This is a genomic window from Priestia sp. J2 (assembly GCF_020790095.1).
Classification (GTDB): domain Bacteria; phylum Bacillota; class Bacilli; order Bacillales; family Bacillaceae_H; genus Priestia; species Priestia zanthoxyli.
In genome coordinates this window covers 12,501-32,500 of sequence record NZ_CP086208.1, presented here as the reverse complement: position 1 = coordinate 32,500, position 20,000 = coordinate 12,501, and the positions used below count along the sequence as shown (strand labels likewise).

Here is a 20,000-nt window from a genome sequence, read left to right as displayed (position 1 = left end):
ACTCGCCGGTTCATTCTACAAAAGGCACGCCATCACCCGTTAACGGGCTCTGACTACTTGTAGGCACACGGTTTCAGGATCTCTTTCACTCCCCTTCCGGGGTGCTTTTCACCTTTCCCTCACGGTACTGGTTCACTATCGGTCACTAGGTAGTATTTAGCCTTGGGAGATGGTCCTCCCAGCTTCCGACGGAATTTCACGTGTTCCGCCGTACTCAGGATCCACTCAAGAGGGAACGAAGTTTCAACTACAGGGTTGTTACCTTCTTCGACGGACCTTTCCAGGTCGCTTCATTTACTTCGTTCCTTTGTAACTCCGTATAGAGTGTCCTACAACCCCAAGAGGCAAGCCTCTTGGTTTGGGCTAATTCCGTTTCGCTCGCCGCTACTCAGGAAATCGCATTTGCTTTCTCTTCCTCCGGGTACTTAGATGTTTCAGTTCCCCGGGTCTGCCTTCAATATCCTATGTATTCAGATAAAGATACTGTTCCATTACGAACAGTGGGTTTCCCCATTCGGAAATCTCCGGATCAAAGCTCACTTACAGCTCCCCGAAGCATATCGGTGTTAGTCCCGTCCTTCATCGGCTCCTAGTGCCAAGGCATTCACCGTGCGCCCTTTCTAACTTAACCATTAGCGAATAAATGGTACAACATAAAGTTGTGTTATTTATTGGTTTGATTAAAGAAAAGTTTCACTTTTCCTCAGCAATTACTGTTATCTAGTTTTCAAAGAACAATTGGTGGAGCCTAGCGGGATCGAACCGCTGACCTCCTGCGTGCAAGGCAGGCGCTCTCCCAGCTGAGCTAAGGCCCCATTCGTTTAAATATATATGGTGGGCCTAAGTGGACTCGAACCACCGACCTCACGCTTATCAGGCGTGCGCTCTAACCAGCTGAGCTATAGGCCCATATATATGATAGAGAGAATTCTCTCAAAACTGAACGAAATGAAACGTACGTCATGTAAAAATCCTTAGAAAGGAGGTGATCCAGCCGCACCTTCCGATACGGCTACCTTGTTACGACTTCACCCCAATCATCTGTCCCACCTTAGGCGGCTAGCTCCTTACGGTTACTCCACCGACTTCGGGTGTTACAAACTCTCGTGGTGTGACGGGCGGTGTGTACAAGGCCCGGGAACGTATTCACCGCGGCATGCTGATCCGCGATTACTAGCGATTCCAGCTTCATGTAGGCGAGTTGCAGCCTACAATCCGAACTGAGAATGGTTTTATGGGATTGGCTTGACCTCGCGGTCTTGCAGCCCTTTGTACCATCCATTGTAGCACGTGTGTAGCCCAGGTCATAAGGGGCATGATGATTTGACGTCATCCCCACCTTCCTCCGGTTTGTCACCGGCAGTCACCTTAGAGTGCCCAACTAAATGCTGGCAACTAAGATCAAGGGTTGCGCTCGTTGCGGGACTTAACCCAACATCTCACGACACGAGCTGACGACAACCATGCACCACCTGTCACTCTGTCCCCCGAAGGGGAACGCTCTATCTCTAGAGTTGTCAGAGGATGTCAAGACCTGGTAAGGTTCTTCGCGTTGCTTCGAATTAAACCACATGCTCCACCGCTTGTGCGGGCCCCCGTCAATTCCTTTGAGTTTCAGTCTTGCGACCGTACTCCCCAGGCGGAGTGCTTAATGCGTTAGCTGCAGCACTAAAGGGCGGAAACCCTCTAACACTTAGCACTCATCGTTTACGGCGTGGACTACCAGGGTATCTAATCCTGTTTGCTCCCCACGCTTTCGCGCCTCAGCGTCAGTTACAGACCAAAAAGCCGCCTTCGCCACTGGTGTTCCTCCACATCTCTACGCATTTCACCGCTACACGTGGAATTCCGCTTTTCTCTTCTGCACTCAAGTTCCCCAGTTTCCAATGACCCTCCACGGTTGAGCCGTGGGCTTTCACATCAGACTTAAGAAACCGCCTGCGCGCGCTTTACGCCCAATAATTCCGGATAACGCTTGCCACCTACGTATTACCGCGGCTGCTGGCACGTAGTTAGCCGTGGCTTTCTGGTTAGGTACCGTCAAGGTACGAGCAGTTACTCTCGTACTTGTTCTTCCCTAACAACAGAGTTTTACGACCCGAAAGCCTTCATCACTCACGCGGCGTTGCTCCGTCAGACTTTCGTCCATTGCGGAAGATTCCCTACTGCTGCCTCCCGTAGGAGTCTGGGCCGTGTCTCAGTCCCAGTGTGGCCGATCACCCTCTCAGGTCGGCTATGCATCGTTGCCTTGGTGAGCCGTTACCTCACCAACTAGCTAATGCACCGCGGGCCCATCTGTAAGTGATAGCCGAAACCATCTTTCAATCATCTCCCATGAAGGAGAAAATCGTATCCGGTATTAGCTTCGGTTTCCCGAAGTTATCCCAGTCTTACAGGCAGGTTGCCCACGTGTTACTCACCCGTCCGCCGCTAACGTCTTAGAAGCAAGCTTCTAATCAGTTCGCTCGACTTGCATGTATTAGGCACGCCGCCAGCGTTCATCCTGAGCCAGGATCAAACTCTCCGAAGAAATGTTTGACTTGCTCGTTTAAAAAAATAAAAATTAACGTTGACGTTTACTATTTCGTTCAGTTTTCAAAGAACTCTTGTCTCAAGGCGACTTTCTCATCTTACCACCTTAAGAATAACTTGTCAACAACTTTTTTCTTTAAGTTATTTTTGAGTTATTTTTCGTTACTGTCTTAGCGACGTATATAAATATAACATCTGATAACTTGCTGGTCAACAACTTTTTCAAAAAAAATAAAAGTTTTCTCGAAAAGATTCCAGAAAACTTTTATTTTGGATATTCTTCCAAATTATAATATGAAATTATTAATAACAAGTAGGGCAGCTATTCCTGGAATACCTAAAATAGCTGAAACAATAGCTGTGGGGAAATTAATAGGAATATGAATACCGAACTGTACGCCAAAGATGTTAATAAAGAAAAGCAGCAAAACGCCAATAATAAGCTTAATCGATAAATTTCCAATGACTCGAAGCATTTTTTCAACACCACCTGTTACTAAGAGTAGAATGATTAGCCCTATTAAAAAAGACACAACTACAATAGGATGATTTAGCATGTTGCCTCCTTCTTAAAGCAGATAAGTTACCTTATATATATGTCCAAGCATTCAAAAAAAGCACTATTTCACGGAGGGAAATCCTTATTTTATAAAGACAACAAAACAGGATGCCTCTATGACATCCTGTTAATTGAAATATTTCGATGTTTGGCTTCTTTTAATAGAAAAAGATACTTCATTTTGGCTAATCGAATATCTACCATTACCTCTTCTGAAGGATCTACACTTCTTTCTACCATTGAAGTTTTGTGACTCCATTCCTGCTTTACTTGCATAAAAGTCTTCACAAATTCATCATCGTACTCTTTGCGTAGCCAACCTTTTCGTTTAAAAAACATATGCAAGTACCTCGTTATACTTCTCTTCTACCTTCTAGGGCTTTAGATAATGTTACTTCGTCCGCGTACTCAAGGTCTCCTCCGACGGGTAACCCATGAGCAATTCTAGTAATTTTAATTCCTGTCGGCTTTAAGAGCCTAGAGATATACATAGCCGTAGCTTCGCCCTCTATATTCGGGTTAGTAGCTAAAATCACTTCTTGAATCTCATCATCTTGAAGTCTTTTTAATAACTCTGGTACTTTGATATCTTCAGGCCCTATTCCTTCCATAGGTGAAATTGCGCCATGCAGGACATGATACAAGCCGTTATATTCTTTCATTTTCTCCATTGCAATGACATCTTTAGGGTCTTGCACGACACACACCACACTGCGCTCTCTACGCTGATCTTGACAAATGTAGCAAGGATCTTGATCTGTGATATGCCCACAAACTGAACAATAGGTTAAATTTCGCTTCGCATTAACTAATGCTTTTGCAAAATCTAATACCGTATCTTCTTTCATAGATAAAACAAAGAACGCTAAGCGAACAGCTGTTTTTGGACCAATGCCGGGTAACTTCATAAAACTATCTATAAGCTTTGATATTGGTTCTGGATAATGCACGTGGCAACCACCTTATTAAAGTCCTGGAATATTTAAACCTTTTGTAAATTGACCCATTGTGTTATTTGTTAAATCGTCCATTTGTTTTAATGCGTCATTTGTTGCTGCTAGTACTAAATCTTGTAGCATTTCAATATCTTCAGGATCTACTACATCCTCTTTAATATTTACATCAATTACTTGTTTCTGACCGTTAACCACAACTGTTACCATTCCACCGCCAGCTGTACCTTCAACAGTTTTTTCAGCTAACTCTTCCTGCGCTTTTTGCATATCTTTTTGCATTTTTTGCATTTGTTTCATCATTTTTTGCATATTGCCCATGCCTTTCATCATATGAACATTCCTCCTAAATTTACTCTTGAATTTCGATTAAGTCTTCTCCAAATAGCTTTTTCGCTTCTGCAACCACGGGGTCTTCCTCCTGTGGTTGACCTGATGACCCATCACTTTGCTGTCCTTGAAGAAACTCTTCTCTTACTTTATCCCATTCACTTTCTGGAATTGCAACCATTTCACGCTTGCTGCCAATTAAAGTATATAAGATATTCTCTAAATTATCACGTACATTGTTGTTATTTTCAGAAGCCATTTTGCAATGAATTTCATATTTGAATTTAAGTATAAATGATTGATCTGAAGACGCAACCGGTTCACTGTTAGATAACAACGCTGCATGTGAAGCTTTATTTTGTTGTTTCAATGTGTCTAATACCTGCGCCCAAGATCGCTTAATGGTTTCTAAATTCTGCCGAGTGGCATTTTTTAAAACTTCATTTACCTTTCCAACAGGCGTTTTGTACTGACTTCTTGACTGTCTTGTCTGTTTTTTCTCTGTTTGCGCTGCCTGAGCTGTATGATCAACTTGAATGCCTTTTTCTTTTAGCTGCTGCAGTTCTGCTTCCATTTGATTCATTTTTTGCAAAATGTCTTGATATGGAAGAGCACCCTCTTGATTTGTAGAACTTTGAGCTAATTTTACTAAAGCTACTTCAAGTAGCACTCGAGGATGATTGCTCCATTTCATCTCTTGCTGAGTTTGGTTCAATTCAGCAATGACTTTATAAATAAAGGCACTATCCATTTTTGAACTAAGTTCTTTAAACTCTTCGTTAACCGCTGCTTTTTCAAGTAAATATGCATTTTCTTCTGAAGCTTGATAAAGCAGAACATCACGATAATAGAAGATGAGGTCCTCTACAAACCTCGCTGGATCTTTTCCGTTTTTGATCAAACTTTCAACAGAATCTAGCGCTTCTACAATGTTTTCGTTAAAGATAGCTTGGACGATCTTCACAATAAAAGACTGTGATACTGCTCCTGTTATGGATAGAACATCCTCTAAGCTCACCTTCTCCGTACTATACGAGATGGCTTGGTCTAAAAGACTAAGTGCATCACGCATGCCGCCTTCTGAAGCTTTCGCAATTTCGTAAAGAGCATCCTCGCTTACTTCTAGCTCTTCAGAACCTAATACTTCCTTCATTCGATATACGATATCTTCTGGCGAAATGCGTTTGAAATCAAAGCGCTGACATCTGGAGATAATCGTTAATGGAATTTTATGGGGCTCTGTTGTAGCTAAAATAAAGATGACATGTGCAGGAGGTTCTTCTAACGTTTTTAACAAAGCGTTAAAAGCTCCAATTGAAAGCATATGAACTTCATCAATAATGTACACTTTGTATCGAACAGCACTAGGTGCATATTTTACTTTATCACGGATATCTCGAATTTCATCGACTCCATTATTAGAGGCTGCATCAATTTCAATTACATCAGAAATGGAACCATCCGTAATTCCCCGACAAGTTGCACATTCATTACAAGGTTCAGCAATGGGTGCTTTTTCACAGTTAACGGCTTTCGCTAAAATTTTAGCAGCTGTTGTCTTCCCTGTCCCTCGAGGCCCAGAAAATAAATACGCATGCGAAAATTTTTCTTGGACAAGGGCATTTTGAAGTGTTTTGATAATATGTTGTTGACCGACTACGTCGTTAAAGCTTTGAGGACGGTATACACGGTACAGAGCCTGATATGCCACTACATCCTCTCCTTTTAATATAATTCATTAGTTCTCATTATAGCGTATTATGAGGTTTTTTTTCAAAATAGTAAGAGATAAAATAAAAAGCCTACTCTCACAGAGTAGACTAAACTTATGTATATAACTGCCGTGCACCTTCCGTCGATTAGCCACCCCAGGCGTTACTTAAGCAGTTAGCTCGGTTCAGGCGACCCCATGGCACATGAGAGGTTCTGCTTACTGCTGCTTCCTTCCGGACCTGACAGGGTTCACAGATTCCCATTGCATAGGACCCAAACGTCAACACCACTTACTTAAGGCAGGCCCTAAGATGAGCTAACCTCAAGAAGGAATTCGGCCTCGCTAGAGCGGATTGCGAGTACAGGGCACCGCTACCTCCCCGCTTAGCACGGCAAAGTTGAAACCAATAGTTTGGGCATCAAGTTGATGCATTTACAAGTATACGTCTTTTCATTCAAAAATGCAACCGCTATGGAAAACTTACTTTTTTAGCGCTATTTTCCAGCCTTTTTTCGTTGACGTAACTCACGAAAAAAAGTCGTTAAGAGGCTCCCGCATTCTTCTTCTAGCATACCTCCTACTACTTCTGCTTGATGATTAAACTTTTCAAACTCTAATAAATTTAACAATGTTCCAGCGCAGCCACCTTTAGGATCATAAGCGCCAAACACAACTCTTTTCACTCTTGATAATACAATAGCACCTGCACACATCGGACATGGTTCTAAGGTGACATATAACGTAGCGTCTTCCAACCTCCATGTTCCTAGTTTCTTACATGCTTCATCAATGGCTAAAAGTTCCGCATGAGCAACTGATCGCTGTTCTGTTTCTCGTAAGTTATAAGCTGCAGCAATCACCTCATCATTTTGAACAATAACTGCTCCAATAGGAACCTCTAATTTATCTTTAGCTTTTAATGCTTCATCAATTGCCAACCTCATATACTTTTCATCATTTAACACTTTTTATCCAACCTTACATATTATATTTTTTCTGAGTCAAACTATTTACTATGTACATCAGGAAAAGGAGAGACCTTGTGTGAAGAATGCTAAAACTGCTTTAATTATTATTGATATGCTAAACGATTTTCAATTCAAAAACGGCAAAGTACTTGCTGAAAAATCTTTAATAATCGCTCAAAATATTGCCGAATTAAAACAATATGCCTCGTCTCAACATATCCCTATTATTTACGTCAATGACCACTATAAGCTATGGCAAGCAAACTTAGAAACCATTTTAACACACTGCACAAATGAGGTAAGTTCACCCATTCTACATCACATTTCACCACAAAACGCTGATTACTTTTTAATTAAACCAAAGCATTCTATTTTCTATGGAACAGCTTTAAATATTTTGCTATCACAGCTCGATGTGCATACACTTATTTTAACAGGAATTGCGGGAAATATATGCGTGCTTTTTTCAGCCAACGATGCTTATATGCGTGAGTATAATTTAATTGTGCCTGAAGATTGTATTGCTTCAAACGCAGATGAAGACAATACCTTTGCTTTAAGAATGATGCATAACGTATTAAATGCTCGTATTTGCAAACATACTGAGTTGATGAATTAAGTAAAAAGCCTTCTCATATGATGGAAGTAAGTCATATGAAATGGAGGCTTTTTATTATGCAAATTTACACTGTTAAAGCAGGTGACAGTATATATAGTATTGCAAAACAGTTCCGGATTGACGCAGGAAAGATTATAAGAGCAAATGAATTACCTAATCCAAATCAACTCGTCATCGGGCAATCTATGGTTATTCCCATCAACGGTACTTACTACACAGTAAAAGCTGGGGACACTATATGGAAAATAGGACGAAAATTAGGCGTTAGCTATCAGGCTATTGCCAATGCGAACAATGTTTCAGTTACAGCACCCTTAACACCTGGCCGCCGCATCTTAATTCCCCCTTCCCCAAACAAAAGAAACGGTGAGTTTTTAGGGTATGTTGAAACAAGCAATCGAAAAATCACCCCTCAAACAGAGAAAATGATTAATCAAAATGCAAAATACCTTACTTATCTCGGACCAGCGAACTTCGAAGTGCAAAAAGACGGTTCTCTAAAGGCACCTCCACTTAACAATTTAGGTTCTATTGCTAAAGAAAATGACGTCATCTTCTTAATGGTATTGGCTAATATTGAAAACGGTGCATTCAGTGATGAAGTCGGCCGAGCAATTTTAACTAATAAAGACGTTCAAGATACGCTCTTAAATAATATTGTAAAAACAGCGAAAGAACAAAATTTCAGAGACATTCACTTTGACTTCGAATTTTTGCGTCCGGCAGATAAAGAAGCCTATATTGCATTCTTACAGAAAGCAAAAAAGCGTCTTCAAGATGAGCAACTTCTCATGTCTGTGGCTTTAGCTCCGAAGACAAGTCGAGATCAAAAAGGCAAATGGTATGAAGCACATGATTATAAAGCCATTGGAGAGATTGCTAACTTCGTTGTTCCAATGACATATGAATGGGGATATAGCGGTGGGCCTCCTATGGCCGTCTCTCCTATTGGTCCCGTACGTGATGTTTTAGAATATGCAGTATCTGAAATACCTAGTTCAAAAATTATCATGGGCCAAAACCTATACGGTTACGATTGGACACTGCCTTACAAACCAGGAGGAGAATATGCCAAAGCCATTAGTCCTCAACGAGCTATTGAGTTGGCAGCTCGTTATAAAGTAGCTATTCAATACGACAATAAAGCACAAGCTCCTTTCTTCCGGTATAAAGATGAACAGCAGCGCACTCACGAAGTATGGTTTGAAGACGCTAGGTCTATTCAGGCCAAGTTTGATTTAATCAAAGAATTAAAACTTAGAGGAATGGCCTACTGGAAACTAGGCTTAGATTTCCCGCAAAACTGGCTCTTGATTGAAGACAACTTCAAAATTACAAAAAGAGTGACACAGCCATAAATAGGGAAAGCTTACTGTTAACAGTAGGCTTTTTGTTATTCTTCTTACTGAAAGAAATTTCTTTTCCCCTTATTCTCCTTCTCTATGTTAAAATATTTTTTGTCTGTTTTTTTTGAACGAGTGGTCATGAAGGAGGCAAATGAATGCAAGGCACACCTTTTATTTCAGTAGAAGGACCCATCGGTGTCGGAAAAACCTCTCTAGCTAAAGAGATTGCACAAGCATTTCAGTTCGAAATTTTAAAAGAAATCGTAGATGAAAATCCATTTCTCGGGAAATTTTATGAGAATATCGACGAGTGGAGTTTTCAAACCGAAATGTTTTTTCTATGTAATCGATATAAGCAGTTAGAGGATATTCAAAAAGGGTTCTTATCTTATAAAAAACCTGTTGTAGCAGATTATCATATTATGAAAAACATGATTTTCGCTGAGCAAACGTTAAAAGATGAACAGTATAAAAAATATGTACAAATCTTCCACATCTTAACGGCTGATATGCCGGCTCCGAACATTATTATTTATTTAAATGCCAGTTTAGATACCTTGCTAAAGCGTATTAAAATGCGTGGAAGAGAAATTGAACGAAACATCGATCCTCACTACCTTGCGAGACTAAGTGATGATTATGAAAAAGCTATGACGGCATTTGAACAAAAGAACCCTGACGTAACCATTTTACGTTATAACGGTGATGAAATAGATTTTGTACAAAATAAACAACACTTAAATAGAATCTTATCAGAGGTTCAAGAGAGTATGTTGAAAAGGAGTATATAATGGTAAACTTACGATCGAAATACAACATTCCTAATGATGCTGTGTTGACGATAGCTGGTACAGTTGGAGTTGGGAAATCTACGATGACTCAATCATTGGCTGATGCTCTCCAATTTCGCACATCGTTTGAAAAAGTAGATTCCAACCCTTACCTGGACAAATTTTATGGGGATTTTGAACGCTGGAGCTTTCACCTACAGGTATATTTTTTAGCGGAACGCTTTAAAGAACAAAAGAAGATTTTCGAGTATGGCGGCGGCTTTATCCAAGACAGATCCATTTACGAAGATACCGGTATCTTTGCTAAGATGCATTTTGAAAAGGGAACAATGTCTAAAGTAGACTATGAGACATATACAAGCTTGTTCGATGCAATGGTTATGACTCCATACTTCCCTCATCCAGATCTGCTCATTTATTTGGAAGGCAGCTTCGAAGATATTGTAGATCGCATTCAAGAAAGAGGGCGACCAATGGAACAACAAACGCCTCTTGATTATTGGAAAGAGATGCACGCCCGATATGAAGAATGGATTAATAACTTTACGGCTTGTCCTATTCTCCGTTTAGATATTAGAGAATACGACCTTCTCAAGGATCCTGATTCAATTGAATCAATTGTTGAAAAAGTGGCTCGCTTTTTACAACATAACGAAAAGTTAAAACGTCGTCAGCTATAAAAAAATGCCGCTTTAATAAATAAAGCGGCATTTTCAACAAATAAAAAACCGTTACTTATAAGTAACGGTTTTCCAATCTCCAATTTATCGCGCTATGTTAATTGCATTATAAGTCAAATATGGCGGAGGAAGAGGGATTCGAACCCCCGCGGGCTTTAACACCCCTGTCGGTTTTCAAGACCGATCCCTTCAGCCGGACTTGGGTATTCCTCCGTATCGACAAGTATTAATTTATCATATAAAAATAATGAAGTCAACTCTTTTATTAATTTTTTTAAAAAAGATGTTCATTAAAAATTAATTTAATGAACATCTTCTACTTTTATTTAGAAATAACTTCTTTATTTCCCATATATGGACGCAGCACTTCTGGAATTTGAATTGATCCATCTTCCTGCTGGTAGTTTTCTAAAATTGCAGCTACCGTACGGCCAATTGCTAAGCCAGAACCATTTAGTGTATGAACATGTTCTGGTTTTGCTTTTGTATCACGGCGGAAGCGAATATTAGCACGGCGAGCTTGGAAGCTTTCAAAGTTTGAACAAGAAGAAATTTCACGATAAGTTTCATAACTTGGAATCCAAACTTCAATATCATACTTTTTGGCTGCTGTGAAACCTAAGTCAGCTGTACACATGCTTAGAACTCGGTAAGGTAAACCTAATAGTTGAAGAACCTTTTCAGCATGGCCCGTTAATTTTTCTAATTCATCATAAGAATCTTCTGGCTTAACAAAGCGAACAAGTTCTACTTTATTAAACTGATGCTGACGAATAAGCCCACGTGTATCTCTTCCTGCAGAGCCTGCTTCTGAGCGGAAGCAAGCACTATACGCTGTATAAGCAATTGGAAGCTGATCTCCGCTTAAAATTTCATCACGATGTAAATTTGTAACTGGTACTTCAGCTGTAGGAATTAAGAAATAATCTTCTTCTTTAATTTTAAATGCATCTTCTTCAAATTTAGGAAGCTGCCCTGTTCCTGTCATACTTGTACGATTCACCATATATGGAGGAAGGATTTCTTCATAACCATGCTCATCCATATGTAAATCCATCATAAAGTTAATAAGAGCACGTTCTAATCTTGCACCTAACCCTTTATAAAATACAAAGCGGCTTCCCGTTACTTTCGAAGCTCTTTCAAAATCTAAAATATTTAAATCTGTTCCTAAATCCCAGTGCGGTTTTGGTTCAAAATCAAATTGTTTAATTTCTCCCCATTTGCGAACTTCTACGTTATCATCTTCAGTTTCACCTACAGGCGTACTTTCATGTGGAACGTTAGGAATTGAAAGCAGCAATAGCTCTAACTCTTCTTCAACGCTGCGAAGCTCTTCATCCAATTGCTTTACGCGGTCTCCTACTTCACGCATTTCAACGATTAAATGATCAGCATCTTGTTTTTCACGTTTCAATTGTGCAATTTGCTGTGATACTTCATTTCGCTTGCTTTTTAACTCTTCTGTTTGAGCAATTAGCTCACGGCGTTTTGCATCTAACTCTTCAAAGCGACCTAAGTCCGTTAAGTCCTCACCACGAAACTTGAGCTTTTCTTTTACTTCATTAAAATTAGCACGTAAAAATTTTAAATCTAACATACTGAGTACCTCCTTTAGTATAAAAGGGCAAAATAAAAACTCTCATCCCTATGAAAGGGACGAGAGTTTACCCGCGTTGCCACCCTAATTGAAAGCTAAAATAAGCCTTCCTCTTAAACCAGATAACGGATGAACCGAAACTGCCTACTACTTTTTCGACAGCTTGCTCCAGGACGGATTCATAAGAATTGATTATCGATTCACACCAGCCATCGACTCTCTTGAAATCAAAAATCTTATTACTATTTCCTATCAACGCTTTATACCAATATCATTTTTATTAATCATAATGTACTACAAGTCTTTACAAGATGCAATTCATTTATACAGGTTTTTTCGAAGCTTCTTCAACCATTGCTACAAAATACTGAGCCATGCGAGCATCATCTGTTAATTCTGGATGAAACGAACATCCCAAGAATTGACCTTGTCTTGCTGCAACAATTCGGTCGTTATGCATTGCCAAGACTTCAACGTTTTCTCCTACTTCTACAATATGCGGAGCACGGATAAATACGCCTATAAAATCTTCACCAATATCTTTAATATTTAGAGCAGCTTCAAAGCTATCTCGTTGGCGCCCAAATGAATTTCGAGCTACCGTAATATCCATAACACCTAAATGGGGCTCTTCACGGTCAACAACTTGTCCTGCAAGTAAAATTAAACCCGCACACGTACCAAACACCGGTTTACCTGCTTGTGCAAACTGGCGAAGAGGTTCCATAAAGTCATACTTGTCAATCAGACGACGCATCGCTGTGCTTTCGCCGCCCGGTAGGATTAAACCATCTATTTCGTCTAGCTGTTCAACTTTTTTAATGATAATGGCTTCAGCGCCTGCTGCTTCTAATGCTTGTGCATGCTCGCGAAAGGCACCTTGTAATCCTAACACGCCTACTTTTACCATTTTGTCAAAACTCCCTTTAAATTACCATCCACGCTCTTGCATGCGGTTTTCTGGTAATAATGATGAAATTTCAATTCCTTTCATTGCACTTCCTAATCCTTTTGACAAGTTTGCAATGAGTTCATAATCTTGATAATGCGTTGTTGCCTCAACGATTGCTCGAGCAAATTTTTCAGGGTTGTCGGATTTAAAGATTCCTGAACCAACGAACACACCGTCTGCTCCAAGCTGCATCATTAACGCTGCGTCTGCTGGTGTTGCTACACCGCCCGCTGCAAAGTTTACAACCGGTAGGCGACCTTCACGTTTAATTTGCAGTAATAACTCATAAGGCGCGCCTAATAGTTTTGCCTCTGTCATTAACTCATCTTCGTCCATGCCCACAACTTTACGTACTTGAGCGTTTACTTGGCGCATATGACGCACTGCTTCCACGATGTTTCCTGTCCCTGGTTCGCCTTTTGTACGAAGCATTGCAGCTCCTTCAGCAATACGGCGGGATGCTTCACCAAGATCACGACAACCGCACACAAATGGAACCGTAAATGTATTTTTATTTAAATGAAACTCCTCATCAGCTGGAGTCAACACTTCACTTTCATCGATGTAGTCTACACCCATCGCTTCTAGCACGCGTGCTTCAACAATATGGCCAATACGAGCTTTTGCCATAACTGGAATGGACACAGCATTCATCACTTCTTCAACAATTGTTGGGTCTGCCATACGAGACACGCCGCCTGCTGCACGGATATCAGCTGGAACACGCTCTAATGCCATAACGGCAACAGCGCCTGCTGCTTCTGCAATTTTTGCTTGCTCTGCGTTGATCACGTCCATGATAACGCCACCTTTTTGCATTTCCGCCATTCCTCGTTTTACACGATCAGTACCTGTAATGTTATTCATGTTTGTCTTCCTCCTGTATCAAGTGTTTCACAATAATTTTTAGTGTATATACAAAATTCAAAACTTAGTGTCTATTTTACCGTATTTTTCGGAAAATTCCTATCTAATTTATAGATTATATACAAACAAATCTAAAAATAAAAAAAGAGATACTCCCTTGTAGTATCTCTTCTTTCTCTTGAGTTATCATTAAAACCAGTTATTCACTGTATTTGCAGCATTCATCCAAATATCGCTGAAGAAGTTGCCAATACTGCGGATAGCGAGAGAGAACCATCCAGCTTTTTCAACAGATTCGTTTGTCACGACCGGCGTCATGCTATCTGTAGTTTGGCCTCCTACATAGCCTAGATCTTTAAGATTGCTGTTTGTTGCACTTACATAAGCAACTGTTTCTCCTTTTTTAATAGGAGCAACAACTTTTTGATCGTTCATAACTTTATCGTTTAACTTAAAGTTGATTTTAGTATGATCTTTTTGACCTTTTTCGGTAATAATTTTTACCGAATTCTTTGGAGAAACGGAAGCTTCTTTTGATTTTCCTTTAGCAACATCAATTGTTTCATGCCCTTTAATCTCGCCGTTAGCAGGCACTACTTCTTTTAACTGAAAATGACTAAAAGCATAGTCCAATATCTTTTTCGTTTGAGAAAAACGAGCAGCTTCTGTAGACTTGCCGTTTTCCTTGGCATTCATTACAACTGTTATGTATCTTACCCCGTTACGCTCTGCAGTTCCAGTGAAACATTGACCTGCAAAATCTGTATGACCAGTTTTTAAGCCGTCTACGCCGCTGTATGCAGCTGAAAAACCAGGGAGCATCTTATTCCAATTGTTCATTTTTGTTTCGCCTTGTTGCCCTTGTCTAAACATCTTGGAAGGAGTTTTGGCTACTTCCAAAGATTCTGGATAATCATGAATCAAGTGATAAGCAAGAGTAGCAACTGCCCGAGCAGATAGGAGGTTCTCATCTTCTTCCTTTGTTCCTTTTGGATACATCCCTTTTAACAAGGAATTAGAAAGACCTGTAGAATTGACAAATTTTGATTCACCCATATTTAATTTTTTTGCTGTTTCATTCATTAACTTAATGAAACCTTCTTCAGAACCACTGACAGCTTCAGCTAAAGCAATGGCTGCTCCATTAGCTGAATAAATAGCCATGGCATCATATAATTCTTTTACCGTATATTTTTGGTTTTCGATTAATGGTACATTTGATAATCCATAATCCTGAGAAATTTTAGCTGCATATTTACTAACTGGCACACGTTGATCCCAAGATAATTTCTTATCTTTTATGGATTCTAATACTAGGTATTCCGTCATCATTTTTGTCATGCTTGCAATACCTAATAAAGCATCCGTATTTTTCCCGTATAGCACTTTCCCCGTACTTGCCTCTACTAAAATGGCTGCGTCTGCTTCAACGCCAATATCATCTGTTTTAGAAGCAGCTGATGCTTGTGTAGAGACAAAAAATACGCTGGCCATTAACATAACAGCAATGACACAAATTAATTGTTTCTGTACTGCGTTTCTCACTCTATACCCTCCAAACGTAAACTCACATAAATATAATTTTATCATACTAAAATTTAAAAAAATAGATAAAGAAGTACTGTTACATTCATGATTAATGACATAAAAAACACGTTTCCCTATTAAGGAAACGTGTTTTTTACACATTCATGATTATCTCATAGAATAGTTAGGAGATTCTTTTGTAATTTGTACATCATGTGGGTGACTTTCTCTTAAGCCTGCTCCAGTCATACGGATGAATTGTGCCTGTTCACGTAACGCTTCTAAGTTAGCTGAACCACAGTAACCCATTCCTGCGCGTAAACCACCAATCATTTGATATAAAGTATCTGCTACAGGTCCTTTGTAAGGCAAACGGCCTTCGATACCTTCTGGAACTAATTTTTTATTATCTTCTTGGAAGTATCGATCTTTACTTCCTTTTTCCATAGCTCCCACAGAGCCCATTCCACGATACACTTTAAAGCGTCTTCCTTGGTAGATTTCTGTTTCGCCAGGGCTTTCTGTCGTTCCTGCTAGAAGGCTTCCTAGCATTACTGTATGTCCACCAGCTGCAAGTGCTTTTACGATATCTCCAGAGTACTTAATACCGCCATCTGCAATAATAGCTACCCCGTGCTTACGAGCTTCAGTTGCACAGTCATATACTGCCGTAATTTGTGGAACGCCTACACCAGCGACAACACGAGTTGTACAAATTGAACCAGGTCCAATTCCTACTTTTACTACGTTTGCTCCAGCTTCAATTAATGCTTTTGTACCTTCAGCCGTTGCTACGTTACCAGCAATAATATTTAATTCTGGATATGCCTCGCGAATGCTGCGCACTGTATCTAAAACGCCTTGTGAATGTCCATGCGCTGTATCAATAACGATAACATCAACGCCAGCTTGTACTAATTTTTCGATACGAACATTTGAATCAGCTGTTACGCCAACAGCTGCTCCAACTAATAATCGACCTTGTTGATCTTTAGCTGCATTTGGAAACTCAATTACTTTTTCAATGTCTTTAATTGTGATAAGGCCTTTTAATACGCCATTGTCATCTACAAGAGGTAACTTTTCAATTTTGTATTGCTGTAGAATTTTCTCTGCTTCTTCTAAAGTCGTTCCTACTGGAGCAGTAACTAATTCTTCTTTTGTCATTACGTCAGCAATTTGCATTGAATAATCTTGGATGAAACGCAAGTCACGGTTTGTAAGGATTCCAACTAGTTTTTGTTCTTCTTCGTTGTTGACAATCGGCACACCTGAGATACGATATTTGCCCATTAAGTGTTCAGCAGCAAATACTTGGTTTTCAGGAGTTAAAAAGAAAGGATCCGTGATAACACCACTTTCAGAACGTTTTACTTTATCAACTTGTTCTGCTTGCTGTTCAATCGACATGTTTTTGTGAATGATACCCAAACCACCTTGTCTAGCCATCGCAATAGCCATTTCAGCTTCTGTAACTGTATCCATTCCTGCACTGATGAACGGCACCTTTAATTTTAATGTTTTTGTTAGTTCAACACTCATATCAACGTCTTTAGGTAGTACCTCAGATTTTGCTGGCACCAGTAAAACGTCATCAAATGTTAAGCCTTCTTTAGAAAATTTGCTTTCCCACATTATAGAATCCTCCTTTAAACGACAGAATATTATTAGTAGATTAACAAGCAGATATGTACCTGTCAATAACTTCACTAGATATCAGATAATTCTAATAAAAAGAAAAGGTGATTTAGTTGCATAAATTTAATGATGTTTGGACGTCCTACAATTTATTTTTCTCCGTTCCTTTTGTACAAGACTTTTTAAAAAAGCGCTATCAAAAATTGAATTATAGCGATGCAGAGCAACATAGTTTTAAAAACAGTTACCCATTTATTTATTATTTGGAACACAGTAAAAATTATTATCAAGTTGCGGCACAATCTCCTGTATCAGTTCAACCCGTTTTATTATTTTATGGAATGTCACAGCTGTTAAAAGCTTGTTTGTTAACACAAAACCCCGTATATCCCGAAAATACGGCGGTGTTAGCACATGGAGTATCAACACGAAAAAGAAAAAAACAAAGTTATGATTTTTTAGATGATGAAGTTAAGATTCAAAAAAGCGGTTTATTTTCACAAGTAGGAGAAGAATTGTTTCATGTGAAACAACTAGAAGGTAGTAAATATACAATGAATTATCTGTTGTCTTGTGTACCTGAATTAGATACATTATTTTTAAATTTGAGCACGAGGCCATCTTCCCATTTAACAACTATTGGATCGCTTCCAGCTACCTCTTTGCCTATTCCTGAACAAGTTACACGGTGTTATCATATGAATCACGAAAGACTCTATTCTTTTTTAAAAGAGCGTTCCCATCTATCATTGTCTTTGTCAGAAGATCAGGTATGTATTCTTGACCCTTCAAGCTGTTTATATAATTGTTCACCTTTTATGTACAATTTCCAAGCTAACACGCTGCATGCACCGTTGGAAAAAGATAGCTGCTTATATTTCCCTGAGATGTTGGCACATTACTTATTACTTTATAATTTAAGTATGATTTCACGTTATGAAACAGAGTGGTGGTATGAATTATTGCATACATACTCTTCGAAAGATTATCCATTTATCTTGAGGTTCCTTGAGGTTACAGCTCAAAAGATTCCTTACTTAATTTCTTGTTACTTAAATGAACACACAAAAAAAGACTAGCTAAAATAGCTAGTCTTTTTTCAAGTGCCTGGCAACGTCCTACTCTCACAGGGACAAAGTCCCAACTACCATTGGCGCTAAAGAGCTTAACTTCCGTGTTCGGTATGGGAACGGGTGTGACCTCTTCGCTATCGCCACCAGACAAGAGATTGCTCTCTCAAAACTAGGTAACAGTTTGCTGAGTAAAGCTTACGCTTTTAAAAGTTTGGTTAAGTCCTCGATCGATTAGTATCAGTCAGCTACACATGTCGCCACGCTTCCACCTCTGACCTATCAACCTGATCATCTTTCAGGGATCTTACTAGCTTGCGCTATGGGAAATCTCATCTTGAGGGGGGCTTCATGCTTAGATGCTTTCAGCACTTATCCCGTCCACACATAGCTACCCAGCGATGCCTTTGGCAAGACAACTGGTACACCAGCGGTGTGTCCATCCCGGTCCTCTCGTACTAAGGACAGCTCCTCTCAAATTTCCTACGCCCACGACGGATAGGGACCGAACTGTCTCACGACGTTCTGAACCCAGCTCGCGTACCGCTTTAATGGGCGAACAGCCCAACCCTTGGGACCGACTACAGCCCCAGGATGCGATGAGCCGACATCGAGGTGCCAAACCTCCCCGTCGATGTGGACTCTTGGGGGAGATAAGCCTGTTATCCCCGGGGTAGCTTTTATCCGTTGAGCGATGGCCCTTCCATGCGGAACCACCGGATCACTAAGCCCGACTTTCGTCCCTGCTCGACTTGTAGGTCTCGCAGTCAAGCTCCCTTGTGCCTTTACACTCTACGAATGATTTCCAACCATTCTGAGGGAACCTTTGGGCGCCTCCGTTACATTTTAGGAGGCGACCGCCCCAGTCAAACTGCCCACCTGACACTGTCTCCCGGCCCGATCAGGGCCGCGGGTTAGAATTTCAATACAGCCAGGGTAGTATCCCACCGACGCCTCCACCGAAGCTAGCGCTCCGGCTTCTCAGGCTCCTACCTATCCTGTACAAGCTGTACCAAAATTCAATATCAGGCTACAGTAAAGCTCCACGGGGTCTTTCCGTCCTGTCGCGGGTAACCTGCATCTTCACAGGTACTATAATTTCACCGAGTCTCTCGTTGAGACAGTGCCCAGATCGTTACGCCTTTCGTGCGGGTCGGAACTTACCCGACAAGGAATTTCGCTACCTTAGGACCGTTATAGTTACGGCCGCCGTTTACTGGGGCTTCGATTCAGAGCTTCTCCCAAAGGATAACCCCTCCTCTTAACCTTCCAGCACCGGGCAGGCGTCAGCCCCTATACTTCGCCTTGCGGCTTCGCAGAGACCTGTGTTTTTGCTAAACAGTCGCCTGGGCCTATTCACTGCGGCTCTCTCGGGCTATACACCCTACCAGAGCACCCCTTCTCCCGAAGTTACGGGGTCATTTTGCCGAGTTCCTTAACGAGAGTTCTCTCGATCACCTTAGGATTCTCTCCTCGCCTACCTGTGTCGGTTTGCGGTACGGGCACCTCCCGCCTCGCTAGAGGCTTTTCTTGGCAGTGTGGAATCAGGAACTTCGGTACTATAATTCCCTCGTCATCACAGCTCAGCCTTTATGATGAGCGGATTTGCCTACTCATCAGCCTAACTGCTTGAACGCGCATATCCAGCAGCGCGCTTACCCTATCCTACTGCGTCCCCCCATTACTCAAACGGCGGGGAGGTGGTACAGGAATATCAACCTGTTGGCCATCGCCTACGCTTTTCAGCCTCGGCTTAGGTCCCGACTAACCCTGAGCGGACGAGCCTTCCTCAGGAAACCTTAGGCATTCGGTGGACAAGATTCTCACTTGTCTTTCGCTACTCATACCGGCATT

General features: G+C 40.7%; 16 protein-coding genes, 3 tRNA genes, 4 rRNA genes, 1 other RNA gene and 1 other annotated feature (2 of these 25 cut by a window edge). Of the genes, 5 read left to right on the top strand and 19 right to left on the bottom strand.

Translation table 11 applies throughout. The features are described 5' to 3' along the window. From LJY09_RS00165 to tadA, 11 genes are all read right to left on the bottom strand, one after another. Positions 1–631: ribosomal RNA gene (locus LJY09_RS00165) — 23S ribosomal RNA — on the bottom strand; it reaches 2,305 nt to the left of the window's first position. 108 nt (positions 632–739) lie between these two features. After that, positions 740–815, bottom strand: a tRNA-Ala gene (locus LJY09_RS00160). 17 nt (positions 816–832) lie between these two features. Further along, positions 833–909 (bottom strand) — tRNA-Ile (locus LJY09_RS00155). A gap of 69 nt (positions 910–978) precedes the next feature. Further along, a 16S ribosomal RNA gene (locus LJY09_RS00150) occupies positions 979–2,530 on the bottom strand. The 16S and 23S rRNA genes sit together here with 2 tRNA genes alongside, the layout of an rRNA operon. Before the next feature lie 289 nt (positions 2,531–2,819). Continuing rightward, positions 2,820–3,089 carry a pro-sigmaK processing inhibitor BofA family protein gene (locus tag LJY09_RS00145; RefSeq protein ID WP_013081328.1) on the bottom strand — a complete coding sequence of 90 codons (270 nt, stop codon included), beginning with the start codon at positions 3,087–3,089 and terminating at the stop codon, positions 2,820–2,822. 116 nt (positions 3,090–3,205) lie between these two features. Next, entirely contained in the window at positions 3,206–3,430 is a 225-nt protein-coding gene (locus LJY09_RS00140; RefSeq protein ID WP_013054840.1) for a YaaL family protein, read from the bottom strand. A gap of 14 nt (positions 3,431–3,444) precedes the next feature. Continuing rightward, positions 3,445–4,041: a recombination mediator RecR gene (gene recR, locus LJY09_RS00135; protein WP_014461944.1), complete on the bottom strand. Its 597-nt coding sequence runs from the start codon at positions 4,039–4,041 to the stop codon at positions 3,445–3,447. A 15-nt stretch (positions 4,042–4,056) separates the two neighbouring features. Further along, positions 4,057–4,377 carry a YbaB/EbfC family nucleoid-associated protein gene (locus LJY09_RS00130; RefSeq protein WP_013081327.1) on the bottom strand — a complete coding sequence of 107 codons (321 nt, stop codon included), beginning with the start codon at positions 4,375–4,377 and terminating at the stop codon, positions 4,057–4,059. A gap of 19 nt (positions 4,378–4,396) precedes the next feature. Further along, positions 4,397–6,085 (bottom strand): DNA polymerase III subunit gamma/tau, encoded by a 1,689-nt coding sequence (dnaX, locus tag LJY09_RS00125; RefSeq protein WP_028412704.1) that lies wholly within the window; start codon positions 6,083–6,085, stop codon positions 4,397–4,399. 130 nt (positions 6,086–6,215) lie between these two features. Continuing rightward, an RNA gene (gene ffs, locus LJY09_RS00120) (signal recognition particle sRNA large type) lies at positions 6,216–6,480 on the bottom strand. A gap of 102 nt (positions 6,481–6,582) precedes the next feature. Further along, a complete protein-coding gene (tadA, locus tag LJY09_RS00115; RefSeq protein ID WP_028412705.1) occupies positions 6,583–7,053 on the bottom strand; it encodes a tRNA adenosine(34) deaminase TadA in 471 nt (156 codons plus the stop codon). Between the two features lie 79 nt (positions 7,054–7,132). On the opposite strand from tadA, the gene LJY09_RS00110 reads away from it, so the two are divergent. From LJY09_RS00110 to LJY09_RS00095, 4 genes are all read left to right on the top strand, one after another. After that, a complete protein-coding gene (locus tag LJY09_RS00110; RefSeq protein WP_033580900.1) occupies positions 7,133–7,675 on the top strand; it encodes a cysteine hydrolase family protein in 543 nt (180 codons plus the stop codon). Positions 7,676–7,731: 56 nt separating this feature from the next. After that, entirely contained in the window at positions 7,732–9,033 is a 1,302-nt protein-coding gene (locus LJY09_RS00105) for a glycoside hydrolase family 18 protein (protein WP_013081323.1), read from the top strand. A gap of 143 nt (positions 9,034–9,176) precedes the next feature. Then, entirely contained in the window at positions 9,177–9,812 is a 636-nt protein-coding gene (locus LJY09_RS00100) for a deoxynucleoside kinase (protein ID WP_028412707.1), read from the top strand. Beyond that, positions 9,812–10,492 carry a deoxynucleoside kinase gene (locus tag LJY09_RS00095; RefSeq protein WP_028412708.1) on the top strand — a complete coding sequence of 227 codons (681 nt, stop codon included), beginning with the start codon at positions 9,812–9,814 and terminating at the stop codon, positions 10,490–10,492. The genes LJY09_RS00100 and LJY09_RS00095 overlap by 1 nt, the downstream gene beginning before the upstream one ends. 120 nt (positions 10,493–10,612) lie before the next feature. Here the strand turns inward: LJY09_RS00095 and LJY09_RS00090 are convergent. From LJY09_RS00090 to guaB, 6 genes are all read right to left on the bottom strand, one after another. Further along, positions 10,613–10,705: transfer RNA gene (locus LJY09_RS00090), tRNA-Ser, on the bottom strand. 109 nt (positions 10,706–10,814) lie between these two features. Further along, positions 10,815–12,092: a serine--tRNA ligase gene (gene serS / locus LJY09_RS00085; protein ID WP_028412709.1), complete on the bottom strand. Its 1,278-nt coding sequence runs from the start codon at positions 12,090–12,092 to the stop codon at positions 10,815–10,817. A 52-nt stretch (positions 12,093–12,144) separates the two neighbouring features. Beyond that, positions 12,145–12,357, bottom strand: a binding site (T-box leader). A gap of 57 nt (positions 12,358–12,414) precedes the next feature. Next, positions 12,415–13,002 carry a pyridoxal 5'-phosphate synthase glutaminase subunit PdxT gene (pdxT, locus tag LJY09_RS00080; protein ID WP_028412710.1) on the bottom strand — a complete coding sequence of 196 codons (588 nt, stop codon included), beginning with the start codon at positions 13,000–13,002 and terminating at the stop codon, positions 12,415–12,417. Positions 13,003–13,023: 21 nt separating this feature from the next. Continuing rightward, entirely contained in the window at positions 13,024–13,911 is an 888-nt protein-coding gene (gene pdxS / locus LJY09_RS00075; RefSeq protein WP_013054829.1) for a pyridoxal 5'-phosphate synthase lyase subunit PdxS, read from the bottom strand. A 189-nt stretch (positions 13,912–14,100) separates the two neighbouring features. After that, positions 14,101–15,456 (bottom strand): serine hydrolase, encoded by a 1,356-nt coding sequence (locus LJY09_RS00070; protein ID WP_028412711.1) that lies wholly within the window; start codon positions 15,454–15,456, stop codon positions 14,101–14,103. Positions 15,457–15,606: 150 nt separating this feature from the next. Continuing rightward, entirely contained in the window at positions 15,607–17,073 is a 1,467-nt protein-coding gene (gene guaB, locus LJY09_RS00065) for an IMP dehydrogenase (protein ID WP_013054827.1), read from the bottom strand. A 116-nt stretch (positions 17,074–17,189) separates the two neighbouring features. On the opposite strand from guaB, the gene LJY09_RS00060 reads away from it, so the two are divergent. After that, positions 17,190–18,155, top strand: coding sequence for a YaaC family protein (locus tag LJY09_RS00060; protein ID WP_155010771.1), 966 nt, complete (start codon positions 17,190–17,192; stop codon positions 18,153–18,155). 26 nt (positions 18,156–18,181) lie between these two features. Here the strand turns inward: LJY09_RS00060 and rrf are convergent. Together rrf and LJY09_RS00050 are read right to left on the bottom strand one after the other, a co-directional pair. Beyond that, positions 18,182–18,297: ribosomal RNA gene (gene rrf / locus LJY09_RS00055) — 5S ribosomal RNA — on the bottom strand. A gap of 63 nt (positions 18,298–18,360) precedes the next feature. After that, a 23S ribosomal RNA gene (locus LJY09_RS00050) occupies positions 18,361–20,000 on the bottom strand; it runs 1,296 nt beyond the window's last position.